Source organism: Marinobacter sp. ST-43 (assembly GCF_030541085.1).
Lineage (GTDB): Bacteria > Pseudomonadota > Gammaproteobacteria > Pseudomonadales > Oleiphilaceae > Marinobacter > Marinobacter nauticus.
Map to the genome: position 1 here is coordinate 32,893 of NZ_JASSVO010000016.1, position 14,541 is coordinate 47,433.

The 14,541-nt window shown below is 58.5% G+C and carries 17 protein-coding genes; 4 read left to right on the top strand and 13 right to left on the bottom strand.

The features are described from left to right. Window positions 1-51: 51 nt before the first annotated feature. The 4 genes from proB to rplU form a co-directional block, all read right to left on the bottom strand. The gene (gene proB / locus QPL98_RS15735; RefSeq protein WP_303293592.1) at window positions 52-1,176 is read right to left on the bottom strand and encodes a glutamate 5-kinase; all 1,125 of its coding nucleotides are present in this window, start codon (window positions 1,174-1,176) and stop codon (window positions 52-54) included. A 30-nt stretch (window positions 1,177-1,206) separates the two neighbouring features. After that, entirely contained in the window at window positions 1,207-2,400 is a 1,194-nt protein-coding gene (cgtA, locus tag QPL98_RS15740; RefSeq protein ID WP_011784375.1) for an Obg family GTPase CgtA, read from the bottom strand. A gap of 136 nt (window positions 2,401-2,536) precedes the next feature. Continuing rightward, window positions 2,537-2,797, bottom strand: coding sequence for a 50S ribosomal protein L27 (rpmA, locus tag QPL98_RS15745; RefSeq protein ID WP_011784374.1), 261 nt, complete (start codon window positions 2,795-2,797; stop codon window positions 2,537-2,539). A gap of 35 nt (window positions 2,798-2,832) precedes the next feature. Then, window positions 2,833-3,144 (bottom strand): 50S ribosomal protein L21, encoded by a 312-nt coding sequence (gene rplU, locus QPL98_RS15750; RefSeq protein ID WP_011784373.1) that lies wholly within the window; start codon window positions 3,142-3,144, stop codon window positions 2,833-2,835. A gap of 241 nt (window positions 3,145-3,385) precedes the next feature. Here rplU and ispB point away from each other — a divergent pair, with 241 nt between their 5' ends. After that, complete coding sequence (gene ispB / locus QPL98_RS15755) at window positions 3,386-4,354, top strand: octaprenyl diphosphate synthase (protein WP_023009250.1); 969 nt, start codon at window positions 3,386-3,388, stop codon at window positions 4,352-4,354. Between the two features lie 14 nt (window positions 4,355-4,368). On the opposite strand, the gene QPL98_RS15760 is transcribed toward ispB, so the two are convergent. After that, window positions 4,369-5,355: a glutathione S-transferase family protein gene (locus tag QPL98_RS15760; RefSeq protein WP_303293593.1), complete on the bottom strand. Its 987-nt coding sequence runs from the start codon at window positions 5,353-5,355 to the stop codon at window positions 4,369-4,371. A 152-nt stretch (window positions 5,356-5,507) separates the two neighbouring features. Here QPL98_RS15760 and QPL98_RS15765 point away from each other — a divergent pair, with 152 nt between their 5' ends. Beyond that, the gene (locus QPL98_RS15765) at window positions 5,508-6,428 is read left to right on the top strand and encodes a LysR substrate-binding domain-containing protein (protein WP_303293594.1); all 921 of its coding nucleotides are present in this window, start codon (window positions 5,508-5,510) and stop codon (window positions 6,426-6,428) included. Between the two features lie 82 nt (window positions 6,429-6,510). Next, complete coding sequence (locus QPL98_RS15770; protein WP_303293595.1) at window positions 6,511-8,037, top strand: wax ester/triacylglycerol synthase family O-acyltransferase; 1,527 nt, start codon at window positions 6,511-6,513, stop codon at window positions 8,035-8,037. A gap of 65 nt (window positions 8,038-8,102) precedes the next feature. Here QPL98_RS15770 and QPL98_RS15775 read toward each other — a convergent pair whose 3' ends face one another. Then, window positions 8,103-8,750: a DUF2057 family protein gene (locus QPL98_RS15775; RefSeq protein ID WP_303293604.1), complete on the bottom strand. Its 648-nt coding sequence runs from the start codon at window positions 8,748-8,750 to the stop codon at window positions 8,103-8,105. A gap of 269 nt (window positions 8,751-9,019) precedes the next feature. On the opposite strand from QPL98_RS15775, the gene QPL98_RS15780 reads away from it, so the two are divergent. Beyond that, entirely contained in the window at window positions 9,020-9,223 is a 204-nt protein-coding gene (locus QPL98_RS15780) for a DUF6316 family protein (RefSeq protein ID WP_011784367.1), read from the top strand. 33 nt (window positions 9,224-9,256) lie between these two features. Here QPL98_RS15780 and QPL98_RS15785 read toward each other — a convergent pair whose 3' ends face one another. The 7 genes from QPL98_RS15785 to nrdR form a co-directional block, all read right to left on the bottom strand. Next, window positions 9,257-9,781, bottom strand: coding sequence for a phosphatidylglycerophosphatase A (locus QPL98_RS15785; protein ID WP_303293596.1), 525 nt, complete (start codon window positions 9,779-9,781; stop codon window positions 9,257-9,259). Beyond that, on the bottom strand, window positions 9,778-10,725 hold the full coding sequence (thiL, locus tag QPL98_RS15790) for a thiamine-phosphate kinase (protein ID WP_303293597.1): 948 nt from the start codon (window positions 10,723-10,725) through the stop codon (window positions 9,778-9,780). Before thiL ends, QPL98_RS15785 begins: the two co-directional genes overlap by 4 nt. A 3-nt stretch (window positions 10,726-10,728) precedes the next feature. Next, window positions 10,729-11,205 carry a transcription antitermination factor NusB gene (gene nusB, locus QPL98_RS15795; protein ID WP_011784364.1) on the bottom strand — a complete coding sequence of 159 codons (477 nt, stop codon included), beginning with the start codon at window positions 11,203-11,205 and terminating at the stop codon, window positions 10,729-10,731. After that, window positions 11,205-11,681 carry a 6,7-dimethyl-8-ribityllumazine synthase gene (gene ribE / locus QPL98_RS15800; RefSeq protein ID WP_011784363.1) on the bottom strand — a complete coding sequence of 159 codons (477 nt, stop codon included), beginning with the start codon at window positions 11,679-11,681 and terminating at the stop codon, window positions 11,205-11,207. Before ribE ends, nusB begins: the two co-directional genes overlap by 1 nt. A 48-nt stretch (window positions 11,682-11,729) precedes the next feature. Continuing rightward, on the bottom strand, window positions 11,730-12,845 hold the full coding sequence (gene ribBA / locus QPL98_RS15805) for a bifunctional 3,4-dihydroxy-2-butanone-4-phosphate synthase/GTP cyclohydrolase II (protein ID WP_303293598.1): 1,116 nt from the start codon (window positions 12,843-12,845) through the stop codon (window positions 11,730-11,732). 64 nt (window positions 12,846-12,909) lie between these two features. Then, window positions 12,910-14,025: a bifunctional diaminohydroxyphosphoribosylaminopyrimidine deaminase/5-amino-6-(5-phosphoribosylamino)uracil reductase RibD gene (ribD, locus tag QPL98_RS15810; RefSeq protein WP_022992195.1), complete on the bottom strand. Its 1,116-nt coding sequence runs from the start codon at window positions 14,023-14,025 to the stop codon at window positions 12,910-12,912. Continuing rightward, entirely contained in the window at window positions 14,022-14,540 is a 519-nt protein-coding gene (gene nrdR / locus QPL98_RS15815) for a transcriptional regulator NrdR (protein ID WP_011784360.1), read from the bottom strand. Before nrdR ends, ribD begins: the two co-directional genes overlap by 4 nt. Window position 14,541 lies beyond the last annotated feature (1 nt).

Sequence of the window (14,541 nt, forward strand, 5' to 3'; positions counted from 1 at the left end):
AAACCGGCTAATCAGCCGGTTTTTTTTTGTGTCTGAATCAAGCGAAGAAGATCAAACCACCACCAGATTATCCCGATGGATCATCTCCTCATCGGACACATAGCCCAGAACATCGCTAATGCGATCACTGGACCGACCCGAGATGGCCCTGGCTTCATCAGCGTCATAGTTAACCAGCCCCCGCGCGATTTCTTTGCCAGCCAGATCAACACAGGAGACCATCTCCCCCCTCCGGAACTGCCCTGACACCGCCTTCACACCCACAGGCAACAGACTCCGTCCACCCTGGCGCAACACCTTCACCGCACCATCATCCAGCGTGAGCTTGCCCCGGGTTTGCAAGTGACTGGCAATCCACTGCTTTCTGGCCGCCAGCCGCCCCTGCTCCGGCAACAGCAAGGTGCCAATCACATCACCCTGGCGCAATCGGGCAATCACATGCTCAATCCGGCCACCAACAATCACGGTAAACGCGCCTGAGCGGGCCGCTAACCGGGCCGCCCTCAGCTTGGTCTGCATACCACCGCGCCCGAGCGCTCCGGCACCACCGCCGGCCATGGCATCCAGCTCGCGATCTTCCGCCCTGCGCTCGGTCACCAGCACAGCATCGCCATGCTTGCGGGGGTCTTTATTAAACAGCCCCACCTGATCGGTCAGAATGATCAGACCATCCGCCTCAATCAGGTTCGCCACCAGCGCACCCAGGGTGTCATTATCACCAAAGCGGATCTCGTCGGTCACCACCGTATCGTTCTCGTTCACGATCGGCACCACACCGTAATCCAGCAACGTACGCAGGGTACTGCGGCCGTTCAGGTAACGCTTGCGGTCGGAGAGGTCGTCGTGGGTCAGCAGAATCTGCGCCGTATGGATATCATGGCGCTTGAACTGGGCCTCCCAGGTCTGCACAAGCCCCATCTGCCCCACAGCAGCCGCAGCCTGCAACTCGTGCAGGTGCTGGGGGCGAACGGTCCAACCAAGGCGACTCATGCCTTCGGCGACCGAGCCGGAGGACACCACCACCACCTCCACCCCTTCGGCAATCAGCTCTGCGATCTGATCTACCCACAACCCCAACGCGGCCACATCCAGGCCTTTGCCATCATTGGTCAGCAAGGCACTACCGATCTTGACCACCAGGCGGCGGGCCTGTCGAAGCTGAAGGCGTTCACTCATGATAGCGGTACGGTCTCTTCCGTTAGTGAGTTATTCCGGTGCGTAAACCACTTCAACGTCGTAATCATCGTCGTCAAAGTCGTCGTCATCATCCGCGTTACGGGCCGCTCTACGGGCCTGACGATCCGCCTCAATTTTCTGACGGGCCTCTTCGTCCATGCGACGCCTGCGCGCGGCTTCCTGCTCAGCGAAATCGGGATTGTCGGCTTCCTGCTCAGCCTGCTCCTCAATCCAGCGCATCACGGCCTGCACCAGAGGTTTGGTGCCCTCACCACTCAGCGCGGAAATGCGGAACACAGGCCCCTCCCAGCCAAGCTCATCAACAATGGCCTGACAATGGGCCTCACGATCTTCCTCAGCGACCATATCGACCTTGTTCAGCACCAGCCAACGAGGACGGCTGGCCAGTGTTTCACTGAACTTTTCGAGTTCGTGAGCAATCGCCCTGACCGCGTCGGCCGGGGACGAGCCGTCATAAGGAGCAACATCCACCAGGTGCAGCAACAAGCGCGTCCGGACCAGGTGCTTCAGGAAACGAATACCAAGCCCTGCTCCCTCCGCGGCCCCCTCAATCAGACCAGGGATATCCGCGATAACAAAGCTTTGATGGGCCTGCACACTGACCACACCAAGATTTGGCACCAGGGTGGTGAAGGGATAATCCGCTACCTTCGGGCGCGCGGCGGAAACCGACCGGATGAACGTAGACTTGCCGGCATTGGGCAAACCCAGCAGACCGACATCAGCCAGAACCTTCAGTTCCAGACGCAGATTACGCGCCTCACCCTCAGACCCTTTGGAGGTCTGACGAGGAGCACGATTAACGGACGACTTGAAACGGGTATTGCCAAGGCCGTGAAAACCACCCTGAGCCACTTTCAGACGCTGACCTTCTTTGGTGAGATCACCCAGCACTTCATGAGTATCCATATCCACCACCGTCGTGCCAACTGGCACCGGCAGCACCAGATCTTCGCCTTTGGTACCGGTGCAGTTACGGCCAGCGCCCGGCTCACCATTCTGGGCCTTGTATTTACGCTGAAAGCGGTAATCAATCAGGGTATTGAGTGCGCTGTCCGCCTCCAGATAGACGGAACCGCCATCCCCACCGTCACCGCCGTCGGGACCACCCTTTGGCACGTACTTTTCCCGCCGGAAGCTCAGGCAACCATGCCCGCCTTTACCGGCTTCAACAATGATGGTGGCTTCGTCTACAAATTTCATACGCCAAATGCCTTTGCATAAACTAAAAAGCCCCGCAGCCTCAAGGAAGCTTTGCGGGGCTCCGGATTCACCTGAGAACTGACTAAATCAGCATATCAGGCAAACCCAAGGTTCAACAGAACCGGATCGCCGCTGCTTACGCAGCCGGAACGATGCTTACGAACTTGCGGTTCTGCGGGCCTTTGGTTTCGAACTTCACCTGACCTTCCGCTTTCGCGAACAGGGTGTGGTCCTTGCCAATGCCTACGTTGCTGCCAGCGTGGAAACGGGTGCCACGCTGACGAACGATGATGCTGCCTGCAGATACAGACTCGCCACCGTAGCGCTTGACACCAAGTCGTTTCGACTCGGAATCGCGACCGTTACGGGTACTACCTGCTGCCTTTTTATGAGCCATTACCAGCCTCCTTCATTAAGGGGTTATTCGAGGGCTTAGCCCTGGATACCCGTGATCTTGACTTCAGTAAACCACTGACGGTGGCCCTGACGCTTCATGTGATGCTTACGACGACGGAACTTGATGATGTTCACTTTGTCGTGACGACCGTGGCTAACCACTTCTGCGGTCACCTTGGCACCTTCAACAACCGGAGCGCCAACTTTTACGTCGTCGCCATTGGCAACCAGAAGAACACGATCAAACTCAACGGAACCGCCGGTTTCAACTTCCAGCTTTTCCAGCTTCAGAGTTTCGCCTTCTTTTACACGGTGCTGCTTACCACCGCTAACAATAACTGCGTACATTCATAGTCTCCGCGATTGACCCATCCCTGCTCTTATCCACCTGGTTCTAAGGGAAGCACTCTGGCGACCCTATTGCAGGGAGCGCAGGTTGGGATGAGTTGGGCGCGTGATTGTACGAAAACCCGTCGACCAATACAAGCCGGATTCCGGCTCAAGTTGACACTGTAAGCAGCAATACCTAGCATTGCCGCGACCTGCCCGAAAACTCAACGAAAACACCAGCAAGGGACTTACCGGCCCGATGACAGCCCAGCGCATCTACGACACCGTAGCGGATGATTTCAGCCGCGTTAACGACCTTATCATCAAGCGGCTCGCTTCCGATGTCCCGCTGGTTGAGAAAATTGCCCAGTACATTATCGAAAGTGGCGGCAAACGCCTGCGACCTTTGCTGGTTCTCCTGGCCAGCCAGGCCGCCGGCTACCAGAAAGACGATCATCTGAAGCTGGCTGCTGTGATTGAATTCCTGCATACCGCCACACTGCTGCACGACGATGTGGTAGACACCTCCGATATGCGCCGCGGCCGCAGCACAGCCAACGCAAAATGGGGCAACGCGCCCAGCGTACTGGTCGGTGATTTCCTCTATGCCCGGGCCTTCGAAATGATGGTCGAGCTGCAGAGCCTGCCGATCATGAACGTGCTGTCGCACGCCACGGCCGTTATTGCCGAGGGAGAGGTGATGCAGCTGATGAACGTGAAGAACCCGGACTTGAGCGAAGACCAGTATATGGTCGTTATCCACAACAAGACCGCCATGCTGTTTGAAGCCGCGTCCCACACGGGCGCCCTGCTGGCCGGAGCCAGCAGGGAACAGGAAAATGCCCTGAAAGACTATGGCAAACACCTCGGGCTGGCATTCCAGCTGGTTGATGACGTTCTCGATTATCAGGGCGATGCCGAAACCATGGGCAAGAACGTGGGAGACGACCTGGCGGAAGGCAAAACTACCCTGCCGCTGATCTACGCCATGGCCAATGGTAGCGAAGCCGAAAGGCAACTGATCCGCCAGGCCATCCGGAAGGGAGGGCTGGATGACCTGCCGAAGGTACTGGATATCGTTAAGGCGTCCGGTGCCATCGAATACACCATGACAAAAGCAAAAGAGCAGGCGCAGATCGCGAGAGACCTGCTGGCCTGCCTGCCGGGCTCTGAGCACCGGCAGGCGCTGGAATTATTGACCGAAGTGGCGGTAGCCCGGGTCAGCTAGTAGACCGGGCCCATTCAGCCGAGATGTTCACGCCCGTGGGGTGCTTCGAATTCCAGCTCTGGCCCCACCGGCACAATCTGGGTTGGGTTTATGGTGCGCTGACTTACATAGTAGTGACGCTTGATCTGGCCCAGATCCACGGTTTCAGCCACGCCCGGCACCTGATATAGCTCCCGCACATAGCCGGACAGATTCGGATAGTCGCGGATCTTCTGGCGGTTGCACTTGAAGTGGCTGTAATACACCGCATCAAACCGGATCAACGTGGTGAACAGCCGCCAATCGGCCTCGGTTAGCCGGTTACCGGTGAGATAGCGCTTTTCCGCCAGCCTTTCTTCCAGCCAGTCCAGGGAGTCGAACAGGGCCTGATAGGCCTCCTCATACTTGTCCTGCGCAGTGGCGAACCCGGCTTTATAAACGCCATTGTTCACCGTGTGGTAAACCCGTTCATTCACCGCCTCGATGTCACCACGCAGGCTTTCCGGGTAGAAATCCCGGTCGTTATTCACACCCTCAAGGCCATCAAAGGCGGAATTGAACATCCGGATAATGTCTGCGGATTCATTACTGACAATGGTTTCGCGCTCTTTGTCCCACAACACCGGCACCGTGACCCGGCCAGAATAATGCGGGGCGGCACGGGTATAAATCTGGTGCATGAAGTCAAAATTATACAAGTCGTCTTGATGTTCTTTGCGACCGGGCCGGAATTCCCAGCCGTTTTCCACCATGTCCGGGTGCACGACAGACACCGAAATATGCTTCTCCAGAGCTTTGAGCTTACGGAAAATAAGCGTGCGGTGGGCCCAGGGGCAGGCCATGGACACATACAGGTGATACCGGCCGCTCACTGCAGGAAAACCACCCTCTCCGGCCGGCCCGGCGGAGCCGTCAGCGGTTACCCAGTTCCGGAACCGCGCCGCTTCGCGCTCAAACTTGCCGCCGGTTTTGCCCGTGTCATACCACTGATCGTGCCAACAGCCGTCAAACAACAAGCCCATAACTACCCTCCTGCGAGGTCAGCCACCATGACATTTGCCCTGATGAAGTGTGATGGGGCCGACCCGGTTCTGAATTAATAGAGACAGGCTAACGACTGTGCTGCTAGGCTGATAGCAAGCATTTCTGGCAAACACTTTCAGATTATTCGAACATGCATACAGCCATTACCATCGACGCACTCAAAGTACTGGACGCTATCGACCGCAAGGGCAGTTTTGCCGGTGCAGCCAGCGAACTGTTCCGGGTTCCCTCGGCCATCAGTTACACCGTTCAGAAGCTTGAGGAAGACCTCAGTGTCAGTGTCTTTGACCGAACCGGCCACAAAGCCGTGCTCACGCCCGCCGGTCGTTACCTGCTGGAGGAAGGCCGCTCCCTGCTTGAAGCCGCCGAGAACCTGGCTCACTCTACCCGCCAGGTAGCTCAGGGCTGGGAAACCAGGCTAAGAATAGGATTCAACTCGCTGCTGCCGGCACAATGCCTGTTTCCGGCGATTGACGCTTTTTACCAATTGGGCGTTCCAGTGGATGTACAGGTGGTGGAGGAGGTCTTTGCAGGCGCCTGGGACGCCCTGCAAAGCAGGCGCGTCGACATGGTGATCGGCGCAGACCAGCTCAGCAAGCCCGCCGGAAGCTTTACCACCAAGCCACTGGGGGAGATACCGTTCGTCTTTGCCGTGGCGGCCAGCCACCCTCTGGCCCAGGCACAAGAACCCCTGACAGAAAGTGACATCGCCCCATTTCCCGCAGCCGTTGCCGCCGATACCTCCCGCGCACTGCCACCTGGTCACGCCGGTATCTTCCGGCGCCAACGAACCTTGACCGTCACCAACATCGACCAGAAAATTGCCATACAGGAAGCGGGCCTTGGCGTTGGCTGGCTACCCTTGCCACGCATCCGGGAGGCACTGTCCTCAGGCCGGCTGGTGGCGAAAGCAGTGCATGAACCACGCCCCCCGATCGCCATCCACCTGGCCCGGCACAGCGAAGACAAAGGCAAGGCGCTGATGTGGTTCTGGAACCGGCTGAGCGAAGACCAGAGCCTGAGCCAGTGGCTCAAGCCGGCGGATTCCTGAGGCAACGGAGCCAACCGGCGAATTCACGGTCTGAAGTATACTGGTCAGCCGAGTACAACGAGAAACACAAGGAGTGCGTTCCATGCGTCAGCTGTCGGAACTGGATGCCTCGTTCCTGTATCTGGAATCGGACACCACCCCGATGCACATCGGCGGCATTTATCTGTTCGATGCCAGCGGGCTGTCTAATCCACTGGCATTCAGCACCTTCGTCGCCTATCTGCGCAGCCGGCTCCACGTGGTACCTCTGTTCCGCCAGAAGCTGAAAGAAATCCCTCTCCGGCTTGGCCGCCCCTATTGGGTGGACGACGCCGATTTCAGCATCGAGCGGCACCTGGCCTACGTAAACCTTGGCGAACACGGCAAGCAGGCCAGCCTGATATCCCTGGCCTCGAAGATTCTTGAAGAGCCGCTGAAACGGGACCGACCACTCTGGCACATCACCTTTGTCGATGGTTTCCGGATCGACGATCCGGAGGGTGAAAAAGAAGGGTTTGCACTGATCGTGAAGCTGCACCATGCCGCCATTGACGCGTTTAGCGGTGAGGAAATCATGGGCAAGCTACTGGAGTACACACCCAGCCCGAGAACCATCACGCCACCACGTCCCTGGCTGCCAAGGCAGGAACCTTCAGAAGAGCGGGTTTTCCTGCAGGCCGGCGCCAACATGCTGAAAACGCCGATGCAGCTGGCCTCTCTGGCCTATAACGCCGCCGAAGCCACCACCCGTGGGCTGATCCAGAAGCAATTACACAAGCTGCCATTGCCACTGCCCTTGTTCACCGCGCCCCACAGCCCCTTCAACCGGCAGATTACCGCCAACCGGCGGATTGTCTCGACCAGCGTGGAATTGTCCCGGCTCAAAGCCATCAAAGGCTCCTTGGCCGACGTCACCCTGAACGATGTGGTCCTCGGCCTGTGCGCCGAAACCCTGGCCCGATACCTCGCCAACCAGAACATCGAAACGAAAACATCGCTGGTCGCCATGACGCCGATCTCGGTTCGCTCCAGCAGTCTTCGCAAGGCCACGGGCAACCAGATGTCGGCCATGTTGCTGGACCTGGCCACCGCAGAACCCAACCCGGCAGCCCGGATCCGGCGAATTCACCGCAATGCGGTTGAATCCGAGCCCTACCGTGAAGCCATAGCCGCAGACCGGCTGACCGAGCTACTTCCGTCAACGCTGCTGGCACTGTCCGCCCGCCTGTATTCCGAGCTGCAGGTCGCACAGCGCTACCAGCCACTGTTCAACGTGCCGATTACCAACGTACCGGGCCCGCAGGTACCGCTGTACCTGCAAGGTGCCCGACTGGTGCGCCAGTACAACAGTGCCCCATTATTCGACAGCCTTGGGTTGGTGATTGTTGCGGTCAGCTACCAGGGCCAGCTCACCCTGAACTTTACTCTTTGCCCGGACGTGGTCGCCGACAGCGATCAGCTACCGGAGCTGGTACATGACAGCCTGGAAGCGATAGAGAAAGCAGCAGTAGAGCTGGGCCCCGATCAGGGCCATGAGCAGTTTCCGGAACCACAACACAACATGACCGACGATGTCCTTGCCTACGTGGAAAAACTGCTGAAAGGCGGGCTGGGCAGATTCAGACGGTAACCGGGGTGTGAGCTGCAGAACTAATCAGATAATGAAAAAGCCGGGCCCGCAGGCCCGGCCCGGGATTATTCGAATGCCCAACGCAGAAAGGCTTTCTTCTCTTCATCCGAAGCATCTGCCCAAATGGCTTTGAGCTGTTCCAGTGCGGTGCCGTCCTGGGTGCGCCCGACACTTTCTGCGTCAGACACCGGTACCGGAGTGCGGTTGGCTGTCCACCGGGACTGTCCGTCCCATTCCTCAGATACCGCCACCACGGTACCGTTACCGGCAACAATCTTTGCCGAGAAGCTCTCCATCATGGCTTCGGCTTCCTGGCGGCTGCCCGGCTTGTCAAACTCGAAACGGTAGACCGCGTCCGGGCTCGCCTCGAACCGTGCCACCTGAGGACCGCTCTCAATGACATGAACTTTGGATTCGCCATTGCGCACCACACCGGCCTTGGCCCAGATGGTTTTATAGTTGAACACCACTTCGTTTTCACCAGGCAGCAAACCGTAATCCAGTGCCAGGTCGTCGATCAGGAAATTGGTCATGCTCCGGCCATTCACGCTGACCACCTGTATCGCACCGGGCGCCTGAAGCACTGCCGGCTCCGTTGCCGCGGGCAGTTGGCCTTCCCAGGTATCGACCCTGGCCACGGTAGACGCACAACCCGCCATGACCACACTCACCAGAACAGCCAGCAACTTGAAAAGCCTTGGAACGTGACACATACTCACTTCATCTCCTTATCCATAGGGATGGCCGTTGGCACGGCCTGCAATGTTGAGGGCAACGCTGCCAAGCATTCTGACCATCCCGGCTGATCAGAGCAAGGCACACAATCGAATTCGCTTTCGATGCTGAAAGGTCCGGAATGTGATGCCCAACGTAAGAATGTAAAAAATTGTTGAATTCGGCTGCAATTGGATTAATTTTAAACAAGTCGGCTTACACAACGCACAGCCCGAGAAGAAAAGAACAAGTGGGCTCAGGAGAAACCATGGACACTCAGCGCAGGACAGGAGAGCAAGGCCCCGTCCCGTTTCGCAGCAGTCGTTTTTTCTGCGTAGGGAGCAAATGGTACTTTACCACCCGAGAGGGCTTCGACAGCGGGCCGTTTGCTTCGAGAGAGCGGGCAGAGGTCGGCCTTAAACGCTTTCTGCATGTTGTTCGCATGCTGCCGGAAGAGCAGCAGGTGCACTAACCCACCCAACAATACCGAATGGGTGATGCCCCGCTAGATAATATAGGGCATCACCCAGACGTCAATCGCCCAAAGGCAACCCAGCGCCATGGCGCCGGCGACGACATCGTCCACCATAATACCGAGCCCTCCGGGTAGGCGCTCGTCCAGCCAGCTGATGGGCCAGGGCTTCCACACGTCAAACAGCCGGAACAGCATGAACGCCATGAGTACCCCGTAAAGCTGATCCGGAAACAGACCCAGGGCAATCCACATCCCCACAAACTCATCCCAGACAATACCGCCGTGATCATGCACTTTCAGATCTGTCGCGGTTTTGCCGCACAACCAGATACCCACCAGAAACGCCGCCAGAACCACCAGCCAATAGGCCACCGGCGGCAGCCAGGAAAAGCCATACCAAACTGGAATAGCGGCGAGACTGCCCCAGGTTCCCGGCGCCCTGGGCGCTGCGCCACTGCCAAAACCAAAGGCCAGCAGATGCACCGGGTTTTTCAGAAAGCCTGGAGGCAAGATGGCCTGGGCGGCATCCGGTTCATGCATCAGGTCATCACTCATGCAGGTCTCCCAAAGTGTTCATATCCTTGAATGCCACTCGGGGCCGGGCCGCTCAACTGCAGGCCCGGTTCCGAAGTGATCACTCCAATGACCGCCAGTTCTCGGGCCACAGAATGCTCAAGCGTTTCGAAGATTTCCGGCGGAATGGTGATGCAAAGCTCATAGTCATCTCCTGCCCCTAACGCCAGATCCCGGGCATTCTCGCCCTTTAACGCAACCAACTCCGCCATCATCGGAATACGCCCCGTGTCGATTCGTGCGCCGGTGCCCGAGGCCTCAAGAATATGACTGAGATCGGCCAGGAGCCCATCTGAAATATCAATGGCAGAGGAGGCCCGGCCGGCTAGCTGCTGCCCTAATTCCAGGCGCGGCTGGGGAAAATGATAATGGGATAACAAGGCAAGCTGCGCAGGCGAGGGGTCGGTTTCATCAAGGTAATCCAGAGCGGCACCGGCCGCCCCCAGCGGGCCACTGACACATATCAGGTCGCCGGGCTTCGCGCCGGATCGATACAGCGCACGCCCGTTGTCAACGGTGCCATGCACCTGGATGGTGATTGTCAGGGGCCCTCGGGTAGTGTCTCCGCCCGCCAGGGCGATACCAAAAGCTTTGCTGGCCCGGGCCAGCCCCTCGGAAAACGGCTTCAGCCAGCCCGGGTTGGCGTCTGGCAAGGTTAAAGCCAGGGTAAAACAGACCGGGCTTGCGCCCATGGCGGCCAGATCACTTACCGCAACAGCCAGGGCCCGCCATCCGAGATAAGCGGGCGAATAATCGGAAGGAAAATGAACGCCCTCTACCAGGGTGTCCACAGAAAACACCAGATCCTGCCCCGGCGGTACCCGCTGGATAGCGCAGTCATCACCGGGGCCAAGAAGGAGCTGATCCTGCCCGGCACCATCGGCCAGCGGCTGGAAATACGTCCGGATCAGCTCAAACTCACCCATGAATCAACGCGGACGGGTCTCGGCCAGGCGAAGCCGGCGGCTGAGTTTGTCCAGAATGCTGTTCACAAACTTGTGCCCTTCGGTGCCACCAAAGCGTTTGGCCATTTCAATGCCCTCGTTGATGACCACTTTGTAGGGCACATCAATGCGATGTTTCAGCTCATAGGCTCCCAGGCGGACAATCGCCAGTTCTACCGGGTCGACCTCCTTGAGGGGGCGATCCAGAAACGGCTCCAGCAGTTTGTCGAGCTCCGCCTGCTCGCGGTGAACGCCACGCAGAAGATCCCGAAAATACATGATATCGACCTTGCTCATGTCGTTGTCGACCATGAACTCGGCTTCGATATCAGAAATCGGCGTTTTGCTGAAGTGCCGCTGATACAAACCCTGCATGGCCAGCGCCCGTGCCCGGCGGCGATCGCCTGCCTTGGGCTGGCCGGTTTTCCCCGGCTGGGGAGAAGTGTCACCCGCTTCGCTCATTACTCACCCAACTTTTTGAACAGACTGACCATTTCCAGGGCAGTAATGGCGGCTTCCGCACCCTTGTTGCCGGCCTTGGTGCCGGAGCGCTCGATGGCCTGCTCAATGGAATCTACGGTCAATACGCCGAAGGTAACCGGCACATCAGTTTCCAGGCTGACCGCGCCCAGGCCGCTGGAGGCCTCGCCCGCAACGTATTCAAAATGCGGCGTACCACCGCGAATCACTGCGCCCAGCGCGATGATGGCATCGTAGTCCGAGGTTTCGGCAACACGCTTGACCGCCAACGGCATTTCATAGGCACCCGGCACGCGGATGATGGCAATGTCATCATTGGAAATACCATGACGACGCAAGGTATCCACTGCGCCTTCCACCAGGCTTTCCACAACAAAGCCGTTAAACCGGCCAACCACCAGCGCATAGCGGCCACTGCACTGGGTAAAATCACCTTCAATTACTTTGATATCTGCCATCTCGGGCTCCTTCGCGGGTCGTCGTCTTGTTGCCGACAACCGGGTTTATCATTCGGGGGCGTAAGGTACGTATTCCACCACTTCCAGGTCGAAACCGGAGATGGCGGAGAATTTAACCGGCGGACTGAGCAGGCGCATTTTACCTACGCCAAGATCCCGGAGAATCTGGGAACCGGTACCGACGGTGAAATACACGCCGGAACTGCCCTTGCCTGAGGAGCCCTGCCCTTTGTCAAAGAACTCCTGAATCCGGTCTTCCAGGTTGTAGCTGTCTTCGGCGCTGTTAAGCAGCACCACCACACCTTTGCCTTCTTCCGCAACCTTCTCCAGGGCATGGTGCAGCGGCCAGCTCCGGGAATCTTTACGGCGTGCGCCAAGCAGGTCACGCAGGGTGTCGGTAATGTGCACACGCACAAACACCGGCTCCTCCGGCTGGATATCGCCCATGACCATCGCCAGATGGGTTGCACCCTGAATATTGTCCCGGTAGGTGTGCAGCTTGAACACGCCGTACTCGGTATCCAGTTCGTTCTGCTCCACACACTCCACCGTTCGCTCGTTCATGGTGCGGTAATGAATCAGGTCTGCGATGGTGCCGATTTTCAGATCATGGTCTTCTGCGAACTTTTCAAGATCCGGGCGCCGGGCCATGGAACCGTCATCATTCATGATTTCACAGATCACGCCGGCCGGCTCACAGCCGGCCAGGGCCGCCAGATCGCAGGACGCTTCGGTGTGACCGGCACGGCTGAGAACGCCACCAGGATCGGACATCAGCGGGAAAATATGCCCCGGCTGCACCAGGTCAGAAGCCTTGGCATCCCGGGCAACCGCTGCCTGCACGGTACGAGCCCGGTCCGCTGCGGAAATGCCCGTGGTAACACCCTCACGGGCTTCGATAGACAGGGTAAATTTGGTTCCGAAGCCAGAGGCATTCTGCTGAACCATCAACGGCAGGCCCAGCTGTTCGCAGCGATCACGGGTCATGGGCATACAGATGAGTCCGCGGCCAAAGCGGGCCATGAAGTTGATGGCCTCTGCCGTGCAGTGCTCCGCTGCCATCACCAGATCGCCCTCATTCTCGCGATCCTCATCATCCATCAGGATGACCATTTTGCCCTGGCGAATGTCTTCAATGATTTCTTCAATGCTGTTCAGTGCCATACGGTTCTGCACCCTTTCACCCCTCCCGACAGTCTAGCCGGTTCACGGGGAATGGATTGAATGATTAGTGGCGAGCCAGGATCAGACGCTGATCCTCACCCACCTGACGACGATCCAGCACCTTCCATTGCACTTTGTCGGCCATGGTCTCCAGCGGCAGATGCGCTGTCGGCCTGCCAGTACTACCCAGGAAAACCGGGGCCTGGTAAAGCCAGAGCTCGTCCACGAGATTTTCACCGATGAACGTACCAGCCAGTGTAGGGCCGGCCTCAACCAGCAATTCGTTAATACCAAGCTCACCCAGCGCGTCCAGCAACTCGGCGACATCAACACCGTTATCTTTCCAGGCAACCCCGGTGAGGCTGACGCCGAGCGCAGCCAGATCCTGGGCCGGGCCTGAGGCCAGCGCCGAACTGGCGCAAAATACCTGCACATTGCCACCCTGAAGAATCCTGGCGGTGGCGGGCGTACGGGCATCCCGGTCGGCGATCACCCGCAACGGCTGCCGGGACGGATCCGTGGCATCGCCGATATCGCCCATCTCGTCCCGCCGAACGGTCAACGAGGGGTCATCCGCCAGTACCGTGCCTACCCCGGTGAGGATAGCGTCGCTGATCGCCCGCAAACGCTGCACATCCGCGCGCGCTTCCGGGCCCGTTATCCACTGGCTTTCACCGCTGGCCATGGCGGTCCGGCCATCGAGACTGGCCGCCATCTTCAGCCGCACCCAGGGGCGACCGGTATTCATACGCTTCATGAAGCCAGGATTCAGACGCGCAGCCTCATCGGCCATCACGCCTTCGGTCACCCGTATGCCAGCCTCCCTTAGCATATCCAGCCCCCGACCGGACACAGACGGGTTGGGGTCTTTGGTGGCGGCAAACACATGGGCCACACCGGCATCTATCAGTGCCCGTGCGCAGGGCGGCGTGCGCCCGTAGTGGCTGCACGGCTCCAGGGTAACGTAGGCGGTGGCTCCCCGAGCCTCATGGCCGGCCTGGCTCAAAGCACGCACTTCCGCGTGGGCTTCACCGGCACGCTCGTGCCAGCCCTCGCCCACAATCAGATCGCCTTTGGCAATAACACAACCAACACGGGGATTTGGATGGGTGGAATAGCGACCGCGCCAGGCCAGCTGAACGGCCCGGGCCATCATTGCCCGATCACGGTCTGAAATCATGCCTTGCCTTTGTCTGTACCGTTATCCACCAATGCCCTGGCAACATCCACCGCGGTATCGCCATTACCCTGGGACAGCCGCTCGATCTCTTCCTTGAACTCGTTGATGTCCTGAAAACTGCGGTAAACCGACGCAAAACGCACGTAGGCAACCTTGTCCAGTTGGCGCAGCTCGGTCATTACCTCCTCACCCAACTGCATCGACTTGACTTCACGCTCACCAGTCGAGCGGAGACGATACTTGATACGGTTCAGGGCGGCATCGATTTCCTCAATGCTGACCGGACGTTTTTCCAGAGCTTTCATGATGCCGGCCCGCAGCTTTTCTTCATCAAATGGCTGCCGGGTACCATCCTGCTTAACGACCCGGGGCATCACCAGCTCGGCAGTTTCAAAGGTGGTAAATCGCTCACGACAGGACAGACACTCCCTGCGGCGGCGAACCTGGTCACCCTCGGCCACCAGGCGCGAATCAATCACCTTGGTATCGGCTTCACCACAGAAAGGACAATGCATA